The 4,524-nt window shown below is 74.4% G+C and carries 3 protein-coding genes and 1 pseudogene; 3 read left to right on the forward strand and 1 reads right to left on the reverse strand.

All coding sequences use genetic code 11. The features are described from left to right. The 3 genes and pseudogenes from NBX02_RS14000 to NBX02_RS14010 all read left to right on the forward strand — a co-directional run. A pseudogene (locus NBX02_RS14000) lies at positions 1-534 on the forward strand (protein phosphatase 2C domain-containing protein); the annotation flags it as partial. Then, positions 518-1,807, forward strand: a complete 1,290-nt coding sequence (locus tag NBX02_RS14005) for a VWA domain-containing protein (protein WP_250291671.1) — start codon at positions 518-520, stop codon at positions 1,805-1,807. The pseudogene NBX02_RS14000 and the gene NBX02_RS14005, both read left to right, overlap by 17 nt. Continuing rightward, a complete protein-coding gene (locus NBX02_RS14010) occupies positions 1,804-2,667 on the forward strand; it encodes an FHA domain-containing protein (protein ID WP_250287334.1) in 864 nt (287 codons plus the stop codon). The genes NBX02_RS14005 and NBX02_RS14010 overlap by 4 nt, the downstream gene beginning before the upstream one ends. Before the next feature lie 131 nt (positions 2,668-2,798). Here the strand turns inward: NBX02_RS14010 and NBX02_RS14015 are convergent, their stop codons facing one another. Next, positions 2,799-4,523, reverse strand: coding sequence for an ABC transporter ATP-binding protein (locus NBX02_RS14015; RefSeq protein ID WP_250291674.1), 1,725 nt, complete (start codon positions 4,521-4,523; stop codon positions 2,799-2,801). Between the last annotated feature and the right edge of the window lies 1 nt (position 4,524).

Here is a 4,524-nt window from a genome sequence, read left to right on the forward strand (position 1 = left end):
GCGGTGCTGGACCGGCCGGTCGCCACCCCCGGCGCCGCGCCGGCGTGCACGTTCGTGGCCGCGGTCGTCATCGACAGTGTGCTGTCCGTCGGCTGGCTCGGCGACAGCAGGGTGTACCTGCTCGGTACCGACGGCCCGGTGCGGCTCACGGCCGACGACACGCTCGCCGCACACGCCGCGAGCGCCGGTCTCATCCCGGTGGAGGCCGCCGAGACGGCGCCGGGAGCGCACACGATCACCCGCTGGCTCGGCCCCGACAACGGCGGCAACGTGGTCCCGCAGGTCGGTTCCGCCCGGCTGACCGGTCCCGGCCGGGTGGTGGTGTGCAGCGACGGGCTGTGGAACTACGCCTCGGACCCGCAGGTGCTCGCCGCCCACGTGGCCTCGGCCGGCACCGCTGCGGCACCGATCGACGTCGCCCGGCACCTGGCCGACGTCGCCCTGCGCGCCGGTGGGCACGACAACATCACCGTCATCGTCCTCGATGTACCCGACGACCTCACCCCCGGAGACCTTGATGGTCACGTTCAGTAGTGATGTCAACCAGAACGCGTACCTGAGCGAGGGCGCCACCGATGTCCACGCGGTGGTGACGGTCAAAGCGGTGACGGACAGTGCCGAAATCGTGTCCGACGGCCCGGCCGGCACGGGCGCGGGCCCCGGCACCGCGGAAGTGATCATCATCGACTCCTCCGGGTCGATGGAGGGCAAGAAGATCACCGAAGCCCGGCGCGCGGCCGCCGTCGCGATCGACACGCTGCCCGACGGCGTGGCGTTCGCGGTGGTCTCGGGCAACAGCTCCGCCCGGGTCGTCTACCCGACAAGCCAGACCGGTCTCGCCGAGGCGTCGGCGGCGACCAGGTCGGCGGCGAAGCAGGCGGTGCACGACATCCGCGCGGGCGGCGGCACAGCCATCGGCCAGTGGCTGACGCTGACCCGCTCGCTGATGGAGACCCGGCCCGGCGCGGCCCGGCACGCCATCCTGCTCACCGATGGCCAGAACTGGGAGAGCGAGGACGTCTTCGCCGCCGCGCTCGCCCGGTGCGAAGGCGTGTTCCAGTGCGACTGCCGGGGGGTGGGCGCCGACTGGCGGGTGTCCGAGCTGCGCCAGATCGCGAGCCTGCTGCTCGGTTCGGTGGAGCTGCTGCGGACTCCGGAACAGATGGCGGACGACTTCCGGGCGGTGGTCGCCGCGGCCACCGCCCGGGCCGTTCCCGACGTGACGTTACGGGTGTGGACGCCCAAGGGCGCGGCCGTCCGGTTCCTGCGGCAGGTCTACCCCGAGGTCGACGACCTGACCGGCCGCGGCGGCGACGTCAACGAGCGGACCCGTGACTACCCGACCGGCGCCTGGGGCGCCGGCACCCGCGAGTATCACCTGTGCGTCGACGTCGTGCCCGGTCCGGTCGGTACCAGGAAGCTCGCCGCCAGGGTGACCCTCGTCGCCGGCGACACCAAGCTGTCGGAAGCCCTCGTCCTGGCCGTCTGGACGGACGACACCGACCTGTCGACCCGGATCAACGACAAGGTCGCCCACTACACCGGTCAGGAGGAGCTGGCGCGGGCGATCCAGGAGGGCATCGAGGCGAGGGCGCTGGGCGACGACGCCACCGCCGCCACCAGACTGGGCCGGGCGACGCAGCTCGCCGCCGAGGCCGACGACGAGGGCACGCTCCGGCGCCTGGCCAAGGTGGTCGACATCGACGACCCGGCGACCGGGAAGGTACGCCTCAGGCGCGACGTCGACGCGCTGGACGAGATGGACCTGGACGTGTCGTCCACCAAGACGGTGCCGGCGAAGCGGTGAGCGCCCGCTGCCAGGAGGGGCACCTGTCGCAGACCTACGACTGGTGCGACCAGTGCGGCATCCTGATCGCCGCCGAGCAGCCGCCCCCGGCGCCGCACGCCGTCCCGCCCGAGCCGGGGCCGTCACAGCCGTTACGACCGCCGCACCCGTTACAACCACCGCACCCGTCACAGCCACCGCAGGCACAACCGCCGCGACCGGCCGACGCGGCGGCCCGGCCGGCCGGTGCCGGTGCCGGCTCGTGCCCGATGTGCACGACCCCTCGGGACGGCGCCGGTCGTTTCTGCGAGACCTGCGGCTACGACTTCGTCACGGGCATGCCGCCACCCATGCTGACGGCCGTGCCCGTCGAGGCACCGGATCCCCTCCAGCCAGATCGTCACCCGGGGCCGGGCGGCCCGGCGGCCGGTGGCCCCGTGGCGTCGGCACCGGCATCGGCACCGGCATCGGCATCGGCGCCGGACAGCACGCCGAGCGGCTGGGAGGCGGAGGTCACGCCGGACCAGGCGTTCTTCGACCGCGGTTCGGAGGAGGGCGTGTCGTTCCCGGCGACCGTCGTCACCCGCGTGCTCGCGCTGCGCGGCTCGCGCTCGCTCATCGGCCGGCAGAGCCGCTCCCGCGGCTACTACCCCGACGTCGACCTGTCGGTGACGCCCGAGGACAGAGGGGTCTCGCGCACCCACGCGATGCTCGACCACCCGCCGGACGGCACGCTGACCATCACCGACCTGGGGTCGTCCAACGGCACCTACCTCGACGACGAACTGGCGCCGCTGGCCCGCGGCGTGGCCGTCCCGCTGCGCGACGGGTCACGCATCTACGTCGGCTCGTGGACCCGCATCACGGTCCGGCGCCGATAGGCGCGGCTCCCCCTCGCCACCGCCCGCGCAGTCCATGATCGGCGCGGGTGTGCTGCCGGGTACGCTCCTGTGCCGCGTCGGCGTACGCGGTGACGACCTCGCGCCGGTCTCCCGCGGGCCCGGCCCGGCCGTCACGAGCCGCTGGTGCCGGCCGTCCAGGAGGCGTGCAGGCGCTGGTACACGCCGGGGACGGCGACCAGCTCCGCGTGGGTGCCCTGCTGGACGATCCGGCCGGCGTCGACGACGACGACCAGGTCCGCGGACTCGGCCGTGGACAGCCGGTGGGCGATCGTGACCGACGTCCGCCCGCGGGTGATCTCGCGCAGCGCGCCGGCCAGCCGCACCTCGGTCGCCGGATCCACCGCCGACGTCGCCTCGTCGAGGACGAGCAGGTCCGGGGCGGCGACCTGGGCGCGGGCGAGCGCCACCAGCTGGCGCTCGCCCGCGGCCAGCAGGCTGCCGCGCTCACCGACGCGGGCCCGCACGCCGTCGGCGAGCCCGCTGATCCAGTCGGCGAGCCCCAGCGCGCCGAACGCGTCCAGAACATCACGGTCAGTGGCGTCCGGACGCCCGTAGCGGACGTTGTCGGCGATGCTCGCGTCGAAGAGGAACCCCTCCTGCGGGACCATCACGACCCGCCGGCGCAGCGCGGCGAACCGCACCCGTGCCAGTGGCACCCCGGCGACGAGCACCTGGCCGGCGGCCGGATCCACCAGGCGGACGAGCAGCCGGGCGAGCGTGGTTTTGCCCGACCCGGTCTCGCCGACCACCGCGACCCGGCTGCCGGCCGCGATCCGCAGGTCGACGCCGCACAGCACGGGCGGGCCGCCCGGATAGGCGAACGAGACCCGCTCGAAGCACACCGACAGCGGGCCGGCGGGCAGCTCCCGCCCGTCCGGGCCGGGATCGGGCACGTCATGCGGGGTGTCCAGCACGTCCAGGACGCGGCGCAGCCCGGCGAGAGCGCCCGCGCCCTCGTTGAGCATCTCGGTCAGGGTCTGCAACGGCACCACGAACAGCGTCACCAGGAACAGGAAGGCCACCAGCCGCCCGGCGCTGAGATGGCCGCCCACCCCGAGCAGCACCCCGCCGACCACCACGGCGCTGGTGGCGCCCGCCGCCACCAGCTCCCCGACGGAGAAGACCGTGGCGACCAGGCGCTGCGCGGCCGTCTGCGCCGAGCGGTACCGGTCGACGGCGGTGTCCACCCGGGCCGCCGTGCGCGCCTGGACACCGTAGGCGCGCACCACCGCCGCGCCGACCACCGACTCCGAGATCGCGCCCAGCATGTCCCCGACCCGCTCCCGCACGGTCAGGTACCGCCTGGCCACCCGCGGCTGGAAGCGCCACACCACCACGGCCATCGGGACGAAACAGGCGTAGACGACGATGGTCAGCGGCCAGGAGTACACCGCCATCAGCACGGTCGCGACCATCATCTGCCCGGCGGAGAGCAGCAGCACCATGCCGCCGAACTGCAGGAACTGCGACATCTGGTCGACGTCGCTGGTCACCCGGGAGGTCAGCGCCCCGCGCCGCTGCCGCGCCTGGGCCAGCACGGACAGCTCGTGGATGTGCCGGAACGCCCGCACCCGCATGGTCGCCAGGGCCGCCTCCGACGCCCGGTAGAGCCGGACGTTCATCCGGTAGGCCGCCAGCGCCGTCACCACGATCGCCACCGCCGCGGCCAGCACCGCGTGGCGCACCACGGCGAGGTCCGGCCGGCCGTCCAGCAGGCCGTGGTCGACGGTCTGCTGGACGGCGACCGGGATCACCACCCGTCCCGCGGTCGCGGCCGCGGCGAGGGCCAGCGTCACGGGCAGGCCGGCGGTGAGCTCCGGCGCGAGCCGGCGGATC

The sequence above is a fragment of the Protofrankia sp. CiP1_Cm_nod1 genome, assembly GCF_920888515.1.
In the GTDB taxonomy this organism is placed as follows: Bacteria; Actinomycetota; Actinomycetes; order Frankiales; family Frankiaceae; genus Protofrankia.